We start from the raw sequence: 13458 nt of genomic DNA, 5'->3' as shown, positions 1-13458 counted from the left end.
ACGAAACGTATCAAAAAGGTTTAAGCGGAGTCTTTTTCGATTTCTTCCCACGCCTCCAGGTACAGCTTGCCCGCCCAGATTTTCGCCTCGAGTAATTTGGCATGCACCTGATAAAGCTCTTTGAGCTGCTCATCAGTCAGGGCATCATTTTGGCCATTATGCAAAAGCAGCGTGGAGAGGCTGTTGCAGTAGCGCACCAGACGCGCCGGTTGTGAGGTAGCAAACTGCCGGTTTTCTAGCGTAAACCAGCGTATCAGGTGGGGATACAGTCTGATTTCAAAATCTTCGGCGCTGGCATCCCCCCAGACGGCTTTCCGATTTTCAGGAGAAACCTGGAAGGGCCCAACGGTATAATAGCCTTGCTGCGTATTGAAGATGATGCTCCGGTTCATCTCAATTTCCGCTTTCGCTTGATCTCTGTCCGACATAGGGCTCCCTCATCAACAAGCTGTGTGGTTCAACCTTTGGACTACAAAACTTTGTATTAGCGCATCAGGAAGTAAAGACTCCAGGCAATCAGCAAAGCCATGAGGGCATTAATCAGTACAAACGCCCACCAGTAACGCAGTTGAAAGATATGCCCCTTCAATTGCCTGACGGACAGTTCTCGCAGCATCTTTTCCACCTGCGCAGGAGTCTCTTCCTTTTGCCGGAAGACGCGGTAGCCTTCTTTGACGACCTCCTTCCCCTTTTGGGTTAAAATCATAAACTGGGCTGAGCCCAGTGGTCTGACGAGCCCTTCGTGCACCAGGCGGTTTACGTATCCCTGGCAGGTGGGATAATCCAGCCGCAGATCATCCATACAGAAGTCGGCTACATATAACGCCCCCGGATCCACCTCATACAACCGGAACAGAATCCGGTCAATTACTTCCTCATCGGTCATTTCTTCCTCCCCTCTTCAGAAGGGTTTAACGCGGACTCACACCTTTCTCCGCCTCTATTTTTTGGTTGGCCGCCAAGTACAATTGACCTGCCCACATCTTAGTTTCGACCAGTCTGTAGAGAACTTGAATAAACTCTGCAATTTGGATCGTGTTAAGGCTGTTTGCAGGAATTCGCTGTGTCACCACCACAAGCAGATCGTTACAGTAATCTACCAGATCGACCGGTGAACCATGGGCGAATTCCTGCCCTCTAAGTGTGTACCAGCGTACCTCTTCTGGGTAAAGCCGGATTTCAAAGTCCTCCAGGTCTGCGTCTCCCCAGATGGCATGCCGATTTTCGGGTGTGACCTGAAAGGGTTTAATGGCATAGTAGCCATGAACTTCTGTGCCGAAGACAGTATCTCGGTTTCTCTCAATTTCGGCTTCGGCTTCTGACATCCTATTCTCACGGGTTAAATTTCTTTCAAGATCAAAGCGTGAAAGAATCTTTCTCCGCCTCTATCTTTTGCTTAGCGGCCAGGTACAACTGCCCTGCCCACATTTTGGCTTCGATCAATCGATACTGAATACGGCCAAGCTCATCGAGCTGGTCAGCGCGTAGGTCATGAGCTAGCCCCGTGTGGGTTACCAGTACAAAGAGGTCATTGCAATAGCCTACCAAATCGACCGGCGAGGCCACGGCTAAGGCCTGACCCTGCAGGGTATACCAGCGCACCTCTTCGGCGTAAAGTCGAATCTCAAAGTCTTCTACATCGAGGTCTCCCCAGATGAGAGGGCGATTTCCGGGCGAGACGACAAAGGGCCCCACCGCCTGGTAAGCATCCCGATCTTCGCCGAACAGCGCCTTGCGGTTCTGCTCGATTTCTGCCTTCATTTCCAGGAATAGCATAGGTCACATGGCCTCCTCACTCACCGTTTCTTCAATACTTCGTTCAACTCCTTCAGCAATGCTACCTCCCGCTCCAGCCCTTTGACCCGCTCCCGACACACGTCTAGCTCGTTAGCATTGCGGATAGCCTCTTCCCCACTGATGGTCGTCACATCCCGGCTCGTGGAATTCGCCAAGTTGACACCACCGCGATCAGCATGCTGGTAATAGCCTGATTGGTTACCTAGAAGAGTCTCGATAGGCACATTTAATGAATCAGAGATCTTGAAAAGTGTGGAGACACGAACAGTCCCATTTTTCAGCATTTTCTTGAAGCCCACGCTAGTCATCCCAGCATCAGAAGCGAGTTTTCCTTCTGACACACGGCGCTGTTTCATTATTTCAGTAACTAAATCTGAAAACTTTTCGCTTTGAAAATCAGGCATTTATACAATATTTTAAACTCCAGTTAAAACCAGAGTTTGGAAATTTCTTAACTGAAGTTTATTATTGCTATAACTAAAGTTTGTTATTCTCAACTAGAATAATGCTTTTTCATGGCAACTACAATATCCAAAGCGGCGAAAATCCGAAACCGGATTCAGGAGGTCATAGAGTCTAAAGCAAAACCACCTTTTGTGTACCGTCCTACCCATGCTTGGTTTGAAAAAATTGGCGTGGGAAAGCAGAAATTCGGCAGAATGCTCAGAAATGAAGAACAACCCGATTTAGTCCAACTAGAGTTAATTGCCCGCGAACTGGGATGTTCAATTGACGACCTAATCGTGAAGCCTAAGCGCTCTTCTGATTCACAACCCGAACTTTTTCAATAATCGCGTCAGTCCCGGCGCGCAACAACTAGGCCACTCTCATGAGCGATTTGACCGCCCAAGCGACCAAAGGAGACATCTCGCTGATCCTGAGTAACATGGAAAAACTGGAAAAAGAACTCCTTTTTCTGCGTCAGGCCCTGTCGTCTAAAGTGACAGTGACAGTGGAGGAGTTTGCGACCTCGACCGGCCTGGAGGTGAAGCTGGTGCAGAAGTACTGTCGCGAGGGCAAACTAAAGGCCACGCAGGTGGTCAAAGGCGGCTCGTGGGTAATTGCCGCCTCGGAAATCGACCGCTTGCTGAAGGAAGCCGAGGCCAACCAGCACACGCAGCCGAAGTACACCACGCGCCGAAACAACCTGTTGAACCGCGCCGCCGGGCGGCTCCCCAAACGCAAGAAGTCATGAGCATGCAGACCGAGATCCAACGCCATGCGCAGGAGTTGAGCCTACTCCAGGCGCTGATCGAAACCCTATACGCACAGGGACGGTACGAAGCGGCCTACTGTGCCGAGGCCGATGCGCGCGGCCTGATGCAGGCTACCGGAGGTCTGCATGTATACCTGGATGGTCATTCGCGTGGGTTCGACTCCCAGGCCAGGTACGAAGGGAAGCAAGGGCTACTGGGTGGTACCCTAGCCTTGCCGCTGTCGGAAGAGCCCCGGAGGGGTAACGCTTTCCGGGCTCACCGACATCCGGAAAAAAAGTTAGATAAACTCGGCTAAACCTTACACCAGATGCGGCATGAGCGCCAAGACGGCAAAAGGAAAAACCCATCTGGGGAGCTACCAAATGGGTTCAAAATAGCAAGATGGAGTACTTGCAGAAACAAAAAACTTACATGGTAAATGTACTACTAAATCTGGATTATCGCGCGCTGTACGCCAACTTTTCCTGGCACGTTTCGACGGCCAACGTATCCGCGTATTTCAATCGCCATCTGGCCCGGGTTTTTGCCGGTGACCTCCGGCAGCGCCACGGCTGCTGCCGCGAACTGGCCGAGAAGCTGTTCGTTATTGCCTTCGCGCAATACCGGCAGGCCGTCTTCGCGCCCGGCTACGACGGCGGCCCCATCTGGATCTACACCAACAACGCCCAACTGGCCCACGCCTGTAGCTGCACCAAGCGGACCATCATCAACCAACGGAAGCGCTTGCAGGAGTGCCGCTTCATTCTGGGCACCCGCTTCCACGGCTCCACCCACGAATACGAGCTGTTGCTCAACCCGCTGATCCTGTTCAAGGCGCCGGACGAGGTGTGGAAAACCACGTGGATAGCCGAGGAAAACCGCTACGACCTGCACATCGAGAAACCCGCTCAAAACGCTCCTGAGGCCGTTTCGCCCGCTGCGGTAGTGAAAAATTTTCACCATAAAGGGGATAGGCTACCTGACTTAATGAGTAATACGGAGAAAGCGGTGTGCACAACTGCGGTTGTGCACGGGGAGATGACCCCGGCGCTGCCGGGGGGGGCAGCGACAACGGGGGGCAGCGACGAAGAAAAGCAAGGGAACGCCGGGCAAACGCCCTCGAAAAATTTGGAGGTTTTCGACGAAAATCCGACGCCCCCGCCCCCTACCGGCCGTCGGGGGGGAGTGGCAACGGAGGGGGGGCGCGCGGGCGGGCCGCGGCCGCCGGCTCCCTCGGTCTCCGACAAGTTGCTGATGTACGTCGAGTGGCTCTGGAGCCTGGCGCAAGTGGTGCTCTACCCTGGGAAAGGCTTCACCACGCAGGAACACAAGCGGGCCAAACAGGTGATTGTCAGGCTGTTTGAGGATGTACCCGACGAGCGGCTGGCGACCGCCTACACCGACTACGCCGAACGCATCGGCCTGGTGAAAAAGTGGCTGGAGAAGGATGACGAGCGGTTTGTGACGCTCCCCTGGTACTACTTCGACCCTGGCCGCGACCGCTACGGGTTCACCAACACGGCCGGTTGGCTTGTCAAACACCGACAGCGCCAGCGCGAGTACCACAAGCTGGAAGTCTACCGGCAGGCCGTCCGGGAGGTGATGAAAAACGCCGGCCTTCCGCCCGACCATCCCAGGCGACGCGACCCCAACCAGGTCTTTCTTCTGGCCGAACGCCGGGTGCAGCGCCTCGGCTGCAAGGCCACACTCAACAAGTTTTACTGTGCCATTGTCCACAAAACGACCTCATAGCGCTATTTGATGAGCATCGAACAGTGGAAACGAACCGCCCTTGCTTATGCGTTGGTCTACTTCAAAAACCAGGATACCCCCCGCAAATTCTACAGCCGTTCCCGGGGTAGCCCTGCCCACCAGGCCCTCGACGAGGCCGTGGCTAGCCTGGTCTCCATGTGTCACCGGCTGGGCATGGAGCGGATCCGCGGGGTAGTGGTGAAGCGCAACGAAGGCAAAGGCTTTGACGATGAACTTTTGCGGAAATACAGCCAGAAAAACGGATGGCAGAAGGGAGTACCGCCATGACGATCCAACTGGAGCTGGCAATGAAGTTCGTCAACTCATCAAAAAAGAAAACCCGGCCTTATTCGGATGGGGCCGGGCAATCAATGATATCCAACTCACATCTCTAAGTCAGACATGGCAAATCTAGTAAACATTGAAATGATCAGCATCATGCTGATCGGCGCAGGGGCGCTGGCCGTCGCTGCATTTGTAATCGGCATATCCGTAGGACTCCACATGAAGAAGGAAAAATGAAAGCTACCGAAGAACAGATGCTGATTTTACTGGCGTGGGAAACAGCCTCTATTACCGAAGCGCACGCCGCTCGGTTGTTGGGTCTCGATCGGCCAAAAGCGCGCGCGTTCCGCAGTGCGGTACTGGCATCGGCCCGGAAACTGATCCACGAGGCAGCACAGAAAGGAGGAAGCCACTTATGAGCTACCAAGACGAAATCTGTGCCCTTCGCGAGAAGCTCCGCGAACTGGAACAGACCAACCAGGATTTATTAGCCGACATGAACCAGCTGGTAGGTGCGGCCAAAGTCAGTAAAGCCGATCAGGAGAAATTCCGCTTTATTGCCCAGTACTGGGACCAGCTGCCGCTGGTGGATCTGATGTGCATCGCCGTTCGGCGCAAAGGAAAGCAAGCCAGCCCATGAACGACCGCGACCTCTACCCGGAGAGCTGGGAGGCCATTTCGGCCCGGATTCGCTTCGGCCGTGCCGGCGGACGCTGCGAACAATGCGGCATTCCGCACGGCACGTTCGGCTACCGGGATCAGCAAGGGCACTTCCACTCCCTGGTACAGGTATTTGCCGCCATGCTCCAGGGCATAAATCCTTTCGAAGGCGACCTGGCGGGTGTAGAGCCGGGCAAGCCGACCCAGATCTTTCTCCAGTGTGCCCACAAAGATGGCAACAAGTCCAACTGTACGGATGAGAACCTGATCAGCGTCTGCCCTAAATGTCACTTCGACATGGACCGCCCCGGCCAGCCGCCTGCACGCAGCTACGGCCGCCGCTACCGGCTCCATCAATATGACTTATTTCATTCACCCAGCGATGAGGCAAGATGACGAGTATCGTCTTGCTAACCCACTCAGAATGATACATTTAGGGGATGATCTTACAAGGCGGGAAGCTACAGCGAAAGCAAAGTATAACGATCTGTAGTACCTTAACTCATGCTACTCAAAGTACCCGTCCGTTCCCATCTCAAAAAGTACCTTCAGTCGTCGTATCGCGATGGCCAGGAAATTGGCAAAGGCGATGAGTTGCACACCTACCTCACCAGCCTTCTAAAAAAGCCTCCGCTGGACTACCGACCCAAGCCCGTGCCCGGAGAATTTATTGCTTTTCGGCTTTCCTCTTACCTGGTGCAAAGAAACATCACGTTTTTGTCAGACCAGGCGGCACTCAAATTCAACATCCGCCTGGAGGCACTGGTGCGCGATCAGTTCCACCGTACCATGGACGATTGGATCTATACGCAGGGCTTTAACTTCACCGAAGCCTTCTTCCGCTGGATGGGCCTCTACGACTGGACCGAAGAGGAGATCCAAATGGAGGCGCTCAAAAAAAGCTACTACCGGTATCGGCGGAACGCAGAAAAAATTGCAGAAAATAAAATAGAAGGGACACCCCTTGTCCTTTTTTTGTCCTTAGCATCCTAAGCCCCGCGTAGCGGCTGCCGTCCGTCGTTCCTGACCATTTCTGCCACCTACAGCAGAAGTCGGCCCTCCGTGCATGTCTTTTTCTTTTCGCCGCTCAGGGGCCTATTTCGCCCTAAAACTACGCGGTGCAAAGTCTGGCTCAACCCATTGGCGAGAACTTAGGCGGCCTCATCTTCCTGCAACTCTATCGGTGCAAAGAGGTGGTCCGGATCCCCATGCCCTTTGGTCAGATGATCAGTCAGGAAATGATTTTGGTGACCGATGCCCAAAGCGCTCAGCTCTACTTCACGCCGGAAACGGGCGGCTTTCAGGAAAGCCAGGAAGAAGATGCCCAGCAAGGCACCTACTACAGCCAGGTGCTATCCGTATTTGTGCCGCAGGACAATCCTGACGCCTCGGCCTGGCTCGATGAGCACCAGGATGGGGAATTCATCGCCATCTACGTCAACACCAACGGCCTGGCCAAGCTCGTCGGCAGCCTGGACAACCCGTTGCGGCTGAAGGCCAAACTCGATACCCAGAAGAAGCTCCGCGGACTCGCCGGCCATGAACTCACGCTCAGCCGGCAGGCCGCCCGCAAAGCGCCGTTCTACCTGGCGACGCCCTACGTACCGCCCCTCCAGGGCCGACGCTTCACCTCACGCTTCAACTTCCGATTCGCGTAACCATGGCCGAAGACAAACTCACCCGACAACAATTCGCTGCCCTCTTGCTGCAGTACCTGGCCGACCAGGATCCGGAAGGCGACCAGATCGCCCCGGCCGACGTGCGCGAGGTGCTCACAAAACTGATGCTGTCGGTATTTAACAAGCTGGAAGATGGTGCCATCCGTAGCGCCGCACTCACGCTTGCACACGAGGCGCCGCTGAATACCTTTGAAGCACTCAGCAACCAATCGGTACGTTCCCTATCGGCCAGGTTCCCGACGAAAAACAACATCGAGCACGGCAGCGCCGGCCTGATCGTCACCAAAGACCTGCGCAAAGAAGCCGGTCAGGGCATTGCTTACCAGGTGCTGTTCGACGGCGCCTGGCGCAAGCTCCTGCTGGACATGGGCCGGCCCGTGCCGCCCCCAAACGTCGCCTGGGTCGACGGCGAACCGGAGGTGAACCGCGACGATGCCAATGCGCAGGTGCAACTCCAGGGACCGGAAGGCACGAGCAAAACCTTAGCCGTGGGCGAATCGAGCTACGTCTTCCCGCCCGCCACGCTGCCCTATCCGGCCGTGAGTGCCGGCAAGGTGGTCGGCGTCTATCCCGCTGCCCACTACCTGGCCCAAACGCCCCAGTACGAATTTCTCGTCGGACCGGAAGTGGACGAAGACGGCCAGACCCGCGTGCAGTACCCCACGGTACCGGACGGCTACGTGGTGTTCGGCCAGTTCGAGCTGACCGCGGCCGGCACCCAGGAAGCGCCCGAACAGCGCTACGTCGAAGGCGCTGTGCTGCCCGGAGGTACGATCCAATGGCCCACTGCACAAGGCGTACTCGACCTGCAAAGCCTGGCGGCCGCTGCCCCCGCACCGTATGAAAGAAGTGGCGCCACGGTGACGATTGATCAGCGCGATGCGCCGATTCATCACAATACGGCCACCGCCCTCACCGGCAATCTGACTGTCGCTGTGACGGCCGCCGGCGTCGGAGGCGTCGTCCGGATCCGGCACAACGATAGCTCGGTGCCGACGCTAAACGGGACCAGCCTCAACGTTATCGTCAGCGGAAGCACATACGGTGGTCTGACCATCAACCGCACCGGTACCTACGTGGTCAGCCAGAAAAATCTGATCTGGATCTCGGCCGTCCGTGCCACCGAGATTGACCTCCACCTCACGCAGCCCGCCGTATGATCCCCGCTCACCACTTTATCGCGAGTCTGGGCAAAGCCCCGGATCCGTTGGCCTCCCTGGTGACCTACTGGGACGAAACCTGCGAGGTAAGCGCCGCGGCGGGGGACACGCGCTGGTTTAGCAAAGGCAGCGACGCCAGTGCCAGCACCGGATACCGCTGGCTGTTTGCAGGCCTTACCCCGTCCTTCGCAACCGGCACCGGGCTGTACTTTGATGGGACCAGTACCTTCGCCCGCCTGCAGGCCGTGACGGGGCCGGGCGCGGGGTCGTTTACTTCGCTGGACGGACTCTGGACCCATGCCAGCGGCTTTACCGTGGTCGCGGTGGTCATGGACCAGAGCACTGCCAACGTGGCTCCCCTGCTGGCCAGAGCCTCCGGAACGGCCAACCCCGCCAACTTTCGGGTGGGTTATTCTGCAGCGGCCGGCTACTCCTTGCGCTTTGACTCCGGCAACCTGAGCACCATCAGCAACACCCGCTGGTACCAGGCCAGTGAGTTTATGCAGAACGGCGGGGCCTTCAAGTTGAACGGCTATCGCTACCTGTTCTCGACCGGCAACAACGGGGCCGACAGTGTGCGCTTCTACCAGAACGGCGTGCTGGGCACGACAGCCATCAACTACCAGAACGGCAGCCCGACCGCTATTGCAGGCGGGGGCGGAGGCCTGTACCTGGGTTGCCAGGTCGAGCCGTCCAGTAACAAGATTTTCAAAGGCTACCTCAAATTCTTAGGCTTGGCCTACGGGTTGACCGACGCTAAGTTCAACCAGCTGCAGGCCTATCTTCTTCAACGATATTCCCTTTCCTGACCATGGCACTCACGCCTGAACAACTCAAACGCGCCTGGAACTCGGACCAGGCCCGCACCCATGCCGAAGTGGCTCTGCTCCAGTTCCAGCTCGCTCACCAGAACGACACGAGCGAAGCGGCTCCGCTGGCCGTCCGCCGCGCGCGTCAGCCCCTTGTTCTCAATCCTGCGGCCTACATCCAGAAGGCCGCACAGCTCATCATCGTGGCGCATGCCGCCCTGCTAAGCGCGGATCCGGAAACGGGCCTGATCGACGTCTCCGGCATCGACTGGACCGCCGCCCTGGAGACCACCGACCCGACGGAGCGCCTGGGCATCGTGGACCTGATGGCCGGCGTCACGCGGGAAACCTACGGGGTGGTCGACCCCAGCGATCTGCTGCTCCGTAACGAGAAGCTCACCGATGCCTTTCTGATCGACACCTACGGCTGGACCTCGTCGGCGCGAGACCTGGCCACCATCATGATGATGGACGTGCGCTTCCGCATCCTGGAAGCCGGTGGAGATCTTTCGCAGATCAATCCCCATCATCTCCAAGCGTTGCAGATGATCGGGGTGGTGCTGGACGAGATGAAAGAAGTCTTTGCCCGCCACCAGGCAGCCCGCACGCAGGTACTGGCCGGGCAGGATGTGGCACCGGACTTTTCGGAGCTGTCCATCACCTACACCCTGTTCGACATTTCCACCGTGTACAACACGCCGACTGCATGAAGCCGACGACTGGAAACATAGCCCTGGTGCACAACCCGCTCCGGTGGTGGAAGCCGATGACCTGGCTGTATGCCGGCATCCGCCGGATCACCCGCTCGGAGTGGAACCACTGCGTCATCTTCTGCGAGCTGGAAGGTCAGCTCTTTGTCTGCGAAGCTTTGGGCAAGGGATTTTTCCCTTATCCCTACGAGCAATGGCTGGAGCGTGCGCCGGACCGCCGTACCCGACTACTCCCTTGGACGTGCGACGTAAGCGAGATTACCCCTCATTTTGGTAAAAAGTACGATTATTGGGGTACATTTGTCGCCCAACTACTCTTTCGTATAGGTGGTTGGTGGATTGGACCTGTCGAAACAAGAGCAACCCGGTTGCTGGCCTGCGCTGAAGCCGTGGCTACGATTTATCAGCTACCTAACCCGTGGCAATGGGCACCTTGTGATTTTCTAGCCTACGAATCGATTGAAAATGAGCGACCGAGAGTATCATCAACAAAAACGCACCTTAAAAGTGAGCGTGCGTAATACAGACGCCGCGGCCAATCACCCTGCGGATCCTCAGGAGATCAAAGAGTACCAGGAGCTCATTTTGGCATTGTCTGATGAGTTGAATGCACATCGGGAAGTGCTTAATCGACTTTACCATCAAGAATTCCGGGGGCCTTTGTGTCGGATCAAGGGATTAGCACTGGTCATCAGGACGTGTATTAAAGATGAGGACCTCAAACAACTCGATCAATTTGCTGAACTGATTCAAGTGGTAGTGGACAACTTCACCAAGCGGGTTGATGAAATTATCGAAAAGTCACCCTATCAGGCCGAACCAGATGAGCAACTGTACAATACCCTCGAACTGATCCGACAGGTGTACCAGGAATCTCAGTATCCTCGGCCGTCTACTGACGACACACCAACGGGTGACCCAACCCCGTAAACTTCTTGTCCTTTTTTAAGGCAGGAGCGCCTGCCATCTTCGAACCTGTAACAACTGGTGACAGGTGCGAAACTTTCATTTACTTCATGCGATCCGTCGGGGCGTCTGGTACATCGATGCCGATGCCGTTCAAACCCTGCTTCCGTACAGCGCGGCCTTCCTGAAAGGGCAAGAGGTGCGCATGTACGACGAAGATCGGGAAGAGCGGGAGATGAAGAACCAGCCCTATGCGCTCTGTGCCGCGGCCGCCACGGCCAGCCCCGATCGCTACAAATCCTACGACGAAGCCCCGAAGAACTCGGTAGCGGTCATTCCTCTGCTGGGCGCGCTCACCAAATACGACTACTGTTACGAGCCAGGCATGCTGACCCGTGGAGCGCAGATCCAACAGGCAGACGGCCATCCCAACATCGCCGCCATTCTGCTCCGGATCGATTCGCCCGGGGGCAGTGCCGACGGACTCAAGACGCTGGCCGACCTCATCAAAAACACCGAGAAGCCCATTGTGGCCTTTGTCAACGGCATGATGTGTTCGGCGGCCATGTGGCTCGGCTCGGCCTGTGATCTCATCATCGCCAGCGATGACCTCAACATCATCGGCTCAATTGGCTGCATGATGGCCTGGGCCGACGTGAAGCCCTATTACGAAGAGATGGGCGTCAAATTCCATGAGGTCTATGCCGAGCAGTCGAAAGACAAAAACAAGACGTCGCGGGACGCCAACACCGGCCACTACAAGCCACTCCAGGAAGAGTTGCTCAACCCGGCCGCGGCGATGTTCATCTCTGCCATCAAGGCAAACCGCCCGGACGTTTCGGACGATGCCCTGACCGGCAAGACGTACCTGAACGAAGACGCCCAAGCCAGGGGGCTGATCGATGAGATCGGCACGTTCGACTACGCCGTACAGCGGGCTTCCGGGCTGGCCCGTACCCATGCTCCTGCATCACAAACCCAATCCTCCAATAAAACCCAGAATCAGATGAAGCTGAAAAGTGCATGGACCTCGCTTTTGGCCGTGTTCGGCATCAGCCTGGCCGCCGATGCCACGACGAGTGAACACCAGGTCGACATGACCGAGGAAACGCTCGAAAAACTCAACGCCGAACTGGCTGCCAAAGCGGCTGTGGAAGCTCAATTGACGGAAGCGAATGCCACCGCGGAGGCCCGGCAAAAGCAAATCGAAGCGCTGACCGCGCAGGTCACTAGCCTGACCCAGGAACGCGACGAAGCGCGGGCGGAAGCGGCTGCCTACGGCGCTCAGCCGGGTGAGCGTCCGACCCACCCGGTACAGCGCAAAACCGATGCGATTGACTCCAGAAAGGATGTTTCGCAGGAGACCATCGATGCCCTGCCCCACAATGCAGCGCTCGACGCGGATCCACGCTTTGCCGCACGGCCCACCGCAAACGACTGAGTAATTCAATCATAGTTCATAACCCCTTTTCAAGCTTAGACGATGGATATTGCAGATATCATCACCGAATTCGGGGCCTACTACTTAGGTCCCAGCCAGGAGGCGAACCGCAGCCGCATTGTGCAGCAGCTGTTCCAGGCCGCGGTCACAGCCGCCCTGTTTACCACCATGGTCACGGACGCCACGATCTACCGTGCCTCCGAAGCCCGCATCGGCAAACTGTTGCAGCCGTTCCAGAAAGCCTGGACCCCTCGTGGCGAAGCGCAATTTGTGCCGATCGCCATCGAGCAATTCAAAATGAAAGCGGACCTGGAAGAGTATCCGGACGATCTGGAGGCTACCTGGTTGGGCTTTCTGGCCGACAACTCGCTGGATCGGAAGACCTGGCCGTTTGTGCGCTGGTTCGTAGAGTCCCTGGTGATCCCTCAGATCAAAGAAGACGAAGAACTGGACCTGATCTACAACGGTGTTTATGCCGCACCAACGCCGGGTACGGCCGGCGCTGTCGGCACAAGCATGGACGGACTGGGCAAGATCATTGCCGATCAGATCACGGCCGGCCGCATTACGCCGATCACGCTGGGCGCGATCGATGCGGACGATAAACTCTTTGTGAAACAGGTGGAAGACTTTGTGGATCAGATCAATTCCCTGTACCGCAACGCGCCCATGACGCTGGGCCTGAGCGAAACGCTGGAGCGCCGTTACCTGCGTGGCTACCGCGAACTGTACGGGAAGGATACTGACTACGCCGGTGCGAAGCGGAAGGTGGACTTCACCAACATCACCATGCAGGGCCTGCCCTCGATGGCCGGGAAGTCACGGATCTGGTGTTCTCCGAAGTCGAACCTGGTACGCCTGACCAAAAAGACGGGCATCCAGACGCCTCGCATTGAGAACGTAGACCGGAAGGTGAAGCTGTACACCGACTACTGGCAAGGCGTCGGCATGCTGATTCCGGAGATCTTCTTCTGCAACGAGCTGGTATAATTTCTCACCTCTGTCGAGGGGCGTTTACGCCCCCGCTTTCTAACCCTTTCCCCCCCGGGCGGGAACGCCCTTT

Annotated in this window: 22 protein-coding genes; 17 read left to right on the top strand and 5 right to left on the bottom strand. The window is 56.6% G+C overall.

The features are described from left to right. Window positions 1-20: 20 nt before the first annotated feature. The 5 genes from BLR44_RS06135 to BLR44_RS06115 are packed head-to-tail and all read right to left on the bottom strand — an operon-like array spanning window position 21 to window position 2201. A complete protein-coding gene (locus tag BLR44_RS06135; protein WP_089680307.1) occupies window positions 21-428 on the bottom strand; it encodes a hypothetical protein in 408 nt (135 codons plus the stop codon). 56 nt (window positions 429-484) lie between these two features. Further along, complete coding sequence (locus BLR44_RS06130; RefSeq protein WP_089680305.1) at window positions 485-886, bottom strand: hypothetical protein; 402 nt, start codon at window positions 884-886, stop codon at window positions 485-487. A gap of 25 nt (window positions 887-911) precedes the next feature. Continuing rightward, complete coding sequence (locus BLR44_RS06125) at window positions 912-1325, bottom strand: hypothetical protein (RefSeq protein WP_089680304.1); 414 nt, start codon at window positions 1323-1325, stop codon at window positions 912-914. Between the two features lie 31 nt (window positions 1326-1356). Further along, complete coding sequence (locus BLR44_RS06120) at window positions 1357-1776, bottom strand: hypothetical protein (protein WP_089680302.1); 420 nt, start codon at window positions 1774-1776, stop codon at window positions 1357-1359. Between the two features lie 20 nt (window positions 1777-1796). After that, on the bottom strand, window positions 1797-2201 hold the full coding sequence (locus BLR44_RS06115; RefSeq protein ID WP_089680300.1) for a helix-turn-helix domain-containing protein: 405 nt from the start codon (window positions 2199-2201) through the stop codon (window positions 1797-1799). A gap of 111 nt (window positions 2202-2312) precedes the next feature. Between BLR44_RS06115 and BLR44_RS06110 the strand changes: the two genes are divergently transcribed. The 17 genes from BLR44_RS06110 to BLR44_RS06030 all read left to right on the top strand — a co-directional run bounded on the left by BLR44_RS06110 (window position 2313) and on the right by BLR44_RS06030 (window position 13385). Next, window positions 2313-2588 carry a helix-turn-helix domain-containing protein gene (locus BLR44_RS06110; protein WP_089680297.1) on the top strand — a complete coding sequence of 92 codons (276 nt, stop codon included), beginning with the start codon at window positions 2313-2315 and terminating at the stop codon, window positions 2586-2588. Window positions 2589-2626: 38 nt separating this feature from the next. After that, window positions 2627-2992: a helix-turn-helix domain-containing protein gene (locus BLR44_RS06105; protein ID WP_089680295.1), complete on the top strand. Its 366-nt coding sequence runs from the start codon at window positions 2627-2629 to the stop codon at window positions 2990-2992. Then, complete coding sequence (locus BLR44_RS06100) at window positions 2989-3309, top strand: hypothetical protein (protein ID WP_089680292.1); 321 nt, start codon at window positions 2989-2991, stop codon at window positions 3307-3309. Before BLR44_RS06105 ends, BLR44_RS06100 begins: the two co-directional genes overlap by 4 nt. A gap of 116 nt (window positions 3310-3425) precedes the next feature. Then, on the top strand, window positions 3426-4745 hold the full coding sequence (locus tag BLR44_RS06095) for a helix-turn-helix domain-containing protein (RefSeq protein WP_143017150.1): 1320 nt from the start codon (window positions 3426-3428) through the stop codon (window positions 4743-4745). A 6-nt stretch (window positions 4746-4751) separates the two neighbouring features. After that, window positions 4752-5033: a hypothetical protein gene (locus tag BLR44_RS06090; RefSeq protein ID WP_218127019.1), complete on the top strand. Its 282-nt coding sequence runs from the start codon at window positions 4752-4754 to the stop codon at window positions 5031-5033. A gap of 230 nt (window positions 5034-5263) precedes the next feature. After that, window positions 5264-5449: a hypothetical protein gene (locus BLR44_RS06085; RefSeq protein ID WP_089680287.1), complete on the top strand. Its 186-nt coding sequence runs from the start codon at window positions 5264-5266 to the stop codon at window positions 5447-5449. Next, entirely contained in the window at window positions 5446-5670 is a 225-nt protein-coding gene (locus tag BLR44_RS06080) for a hypothetical protein (RefSeq protein ID WP_089680285.1), read from the top strand. The genes BLR44_RS06085 and BLR44_RS06080 overlap by 4 nt, the downstream gene beginning before the upstream one ends. Next, on the top strand, window positions 5667-6086 hold the full coding sequence (locus BLR44_RS06075; protein WP_089680283.1) for a hypothetical protein: 420 nt from the start codon (window positions 5667-5669) through the stop codon (window positions 6084-6086). Before BLR44_RS06080 ends, BLR44_RS06075 begins: the two co-directional genes overlap by 4 nt. A gap of 108 nt (window positions 6087-6194) precedes the next feature. Then, a complete protein-coding gene (locus BLR44_RS06070; protein WP_089680281.1) occupies window positions 6195-6683 on the top strand; it encodes a hypothetical protein in 489 nt (162 codons plus the stop codon). Window positions 6684-6808: 125 nt separating this feature from the next. Then, window positions 6809-7348, top strand: a complete 540-nt coding sequence (locus tag BLR44_RS06065) for a hypothetical protein (RefSeq protein WP_089680278.1) — start codon at window positions 6809-6811, stop codon at window positions 7346-7348. 2 nt (window positions 7349-7350) lie between these two features. Next, window positions 7351-8529, top strand: a complete 1179-nt coding sequence (locus BLR44_RS06060) for a hypothetical protein (protein WP_089680277.1) — start codon at window positions 7351-7353, stop codon at window positions 8527-8529. Further along, window positions 8526-9338 (top strand): hypothetical protein, encoded by an 813-nt coding sequence (locus tag BLR44_RS06055; protein ID WP_089680275.1) that lies wholly within the window; start codon window positions 8526-8528, stop codon window positions 9336-9338. The genes BLR44_RS06060 and BLR44_RS06055 overlap by 4 nt, the downstream gene beginning before the upstream one ends. Before the next feature lie 2 nt (window positions 9339-9340). Then, window positions 9341-10048, top strand: a complete 708-nt coding sequence (locus BLR44_RS06050) for a hypothetical protein (protein ID WP_089680273.1) — start codon at window positions 9341-9343, stop codon at window positions 10046-10048. Continuing rightward, the gene (locus BLR44_RS06045) at window positions 10045-10569 is read left to right on the top strand and encodes a hypothetical protein (RefSeq protein ID WP_089680271.1); all 525 of its coding nucleotides are present in this window, start codon (window positions 10045-10047) and stop codon (window positions 10567-10569) included. The genes BLR44_RS06050 and BLR44_RS06045 overlap by 4 nt, the downstream gene beginning before the upstream one ends. Next, a complete protein-coding gene (locus BLR44_RS06040) occupies window positions 10514-10978 on the top strand; it encodes a HAMP domain-containing histidine kinase (protein WP_143017149.1) in 465 nt (154 codons plus the stop codon). Before BLR44_RS06045 ends, BLR44_RS06040 begins: the two co-directional genes overlap by 56 nt. A 64-nt stretch (window positions 10979-11042) precedes the next feature. Further along, the gene (locus tag BLR44_RS06035; RefSeq protein WP_089680267.1) at window positions 11043-12395 is read left to right on the top strand and encodes a S49 family peptidase; all 1353 of its coding nucleotides are present in this window, start codon (window positions 11043-11045) and stop codon (window positions 12393-12395) included. A 42-nt stretch (window positions 12396-12437) separates the two neighbouring features. Beyond that, window positions 12438-13385, top strand: coding sequence for a hypothetical protein (locus BLR44_RS06030; protein WP_089680266.1), 948 nt, complete (start codon window positions 12438-12440; stop codon window positions 13383-13385). Window positions 13386-13458 lie beyond the last annotated feature (73 nt).

It is taken from the genome of Catalinimonas alkaloidigena, assembly GCF_900100765.1.
Lineage (GTDB): Bacteria > Bacteroidota > Bacteroidia > Cytophagales > Flexibacteraceae > Mooreia > Mooreia alkaloidigena.
The sequence above is the reverse complement of the archived record's forward strand: the minus strand, read 5'-3'. Positions and strand labels throughout refer to the sequence as shown.

What these genes read in the sequence shown, in the direction of transcription:
- BLR44_RS06135 (WP_089680307.1), bottom strand. Translation starts at nt 428, where the DNA reads ATGTCGGACAGAGATCAAGCGAAAGCGGAAATTGAGATGAACCGGAGC.
- BLR44_RS06130 (WP_089680305.1), bottom strand. Translation starts at nt 886, where the DNA reads ATGACCGATGAGGAAGTAATTGACCGGATTCTGTTCCGGTTGTATGAG.
- BLR44_RS06125 (WP_089680304.1), bottom strand. Translation starts at nt 1,325, where the DNA reads ATGTCAGAAGCCGAAGCCGAAATTGAGAGAAACCGAGATACTGTCTTC.
- BLR44_RS06120 (WP_089680302.1), bottom strand. Translation starts at nt 1,776, where the DNA reads ATGCTATTCCTGGAAATGAAGGCAGAAATCGAGCAGAACCGCAAGGCG.
- BLR44_RS06115 (WP_089680300.1), bottom strand. Translation starts at nt 2,201, where the DNA reads ATGCCTGATTTTCAAAGCGAAAAGTTTTCAGATTTAGTTACTGAAATA.
- BLR44_RS06110 (WP_089680297.1), top strand. Translation starts at nt 2,313, where the DNA reads ATGGCAACTACAATATCCAAAGCGGCGAAAATCCGAAACCGGATTCAG.
- BLR44_RS06105 (WP_089680295.1), top strand. Translation starts at nt 2,627, where the DNA reads ATGAGCGATTTGACCGCCCAAGCGACCAAAGGAGACATCTCGCTGATC.
- BLR44_RS06100 (WP_089680292.1), top strand. Translation starts at nt 2,989, where the DNA reads ATGAGCATGCAGACCGAGATCCAACGCCATGCGCAGGAGTTGAGCCTA.
- BLR44_RS06095 (WP_143017150.1), top strand. Translation starts at nt 3,426, where the DNA reads ATGGTAAATGTACTACTAAATCTGGATTATCGCGCGCTGTACGCCAAC.
- BLR44_RS06085 (WP_089680287.1), top strand. Translation starts at nt 5,264, where the DNA reads ATGAAAGCTACCGAAGAACAGATGCTGATTTTACTGGCGTGGGAAACA.
- BLR44_RS06080 (WP_089680285.1), top strand. Translation starts at nt 5,446, where the DNA reads ATGAGCTACCAAGACGAAATCTGTGCCCTTCGCGAGAAGCTCCGCGAA.
- BLR44_RS06075 (WP_089680283.1), top strand. Translation starts at nt 5,667, where the DNA reads ATGAACGACCGCGACCTCTACCCGGAGAGCTGGGAGGCCATTTCGGCC.
- BLR44_RS06070 (WP_089680281.1), top strand. Translation starts at nt 6,195, where the DNA reads ATGCTACTCAAAGTACCCGTCCGTTCCCATCTCAAAAAGTACCTTCAG.
- BLR44_RS06060 (WP_089680277.1), top strand. Translation starts at nt 7,351, where the DNA reads ATGGCCGAAGACAAACTCACCCGACAACAATTCGCTGCCCTCTTGCTG.
- BLR44_RS06055 (WP_089680275.1), top strand. Translation starts at nt 8,526, where the DNA reads ATGATCCCCGCTCACCACTTTATCGCGAGTCTGGGCAAAGCCCCGGAT.
- BLR44_RS06050 (WP_089680273.1), top strand. Translation starts at nt 9,341, where the DNA reads ATGGCACTCACGCCTGAACAACTCAAACGCGCCTGGAACTCGGACCAG.
- BLR44_RS06045 (WP_089680271.1), top strand. Translation starts at nt 10,045, where the DNA reads ATGAAGCCGACGACTGGAAACATAGCCCTGGTGCACAACCCGCTCCGG.
- BLR44_RS06040 (WP_143017149.1), top strand. Translation starts at nt 10,514, where the DNA reads ATGAGCGACCGAGAGTATCATCAACAAAAACGCACCTTAAAAGTGAGC.
- BLR44_RS06030 (WP_089680266.1), top strand. Translation starts at nt 12,438, where the DNA reads ATGGATATTGCAGATATCATCACCGAATTCGGGGCCTACTACTTAGGT.